At 53.2% G+C, this 1,021-nt stretch carries 1 protein-coding gene; it reads right to left on the bottom strand.

The genetic code is table 11. The features are described 5' to 3' along the window. Positions 1-120: 120 nt before the first annotated feature. Positions 121-1,021, bottom strand: a 901-nt coding sequence (locus Q0256_RS05025) for a molybdopterin molybdotransferase MoeA (RefSeq protein ID WP_297960665.1), incomplete at its 5' end; no start/stop codon positions are given.

Genomic DNA, 1,021 nt, shown 5'->3' with positions numbered 1-1,021 from the left:
TTTTCAAAATCCCAAATTAGAGCTTTTGCGACTAAATTTAGCGCCTCGCAGCGGCAAAATTTTAACCCTCGCGGCAGTTAAAATTTGGTCCGCCGCCGCAACCGCCTCCGAACTGCTGCGCTAAATTTTAGGTACCGAGATTACGCGCACGAGCTCGCCTTTTTTGAGCTCTTTGACCTCTAGCGGCGCGACGAGCAGGACGCTATCGTCGTCTAAATTGTTCAAAATCGCGCTGGAGCCCTGCTTTTTGCTTTGCAGGCTAACAAAAAGCCGCCCCTCTCTGTTTTGCAAGAGCGCGGGCATAAACTCCATCCACGGCGTCTTTTTTACGTAGTCATGATCCAAGATTGCGCTAAATTCGGTGTTTTCGTGCACGCTGAAGGATCTTTGCAAATATACGCGCAGAAACAAAATGCACGTAATGAGCGCCGAGAGCGGGAAGCCCGGGAATGCGAAGATATATTTTTCGCCGGTTTTGGCTACGCGCACGTGGCGGCCCGGTTTGATCGCCGCACCCTTTACGATTAGCTCAAAGTTTGATTGCAGCGTGCTTTGCACGAAGTCGTAGTCTCCGACGCTCACTCCGCCGCTAGTTAGAAGTATGTCTGCGCTCTGTAAAGCCGATAGGATCGCGCCTTCTAGCTCTTTTTCGTCATCGCGTACTAGAGGCATTATCATCGCTTCGCAGCCTAGCTGCGTTACTAAATTTGCAAGCGCGATGTGGTTGGAGCTGTAAATTTGAGCGTCGTTTTCGAGCCTTTCGCCCAGATCCTTGATCTCGCTGCCGGTGGCTAGGATCGCTACTTTTGGGCGGACGAATACGCTTATGTGAAATAGACCAAGCTCCGCTAGCAGCGCGATCTGCGAAAAGCCGAGCTTCGTGCCGCTACGAAGCAAAAGCTCGCCCTCGCGGTAGCTCTCGCCCGCCGCGCGCACGGCAAAGCCCGCCGCGACAGGCTTTGTGACGACGATCTCGCTTGCTTGCACCTGCACGTTTTCGATAGGCAGAAGCGTGTCGCTG

Source organism: uncultured Campylobacter sp., from assembly GCF_937949835.1.
Classification (GTDB): domain Bacteria; phylum Campylobacterota; class Campylobacteria; order Campylobacterales; family Campylobacteraceae; genus Campylobacter_B.
Note: the sequence above shows the minus strand (reverse complement) of the source record. Positions and strands in the feature narration are given on the sequence as shown.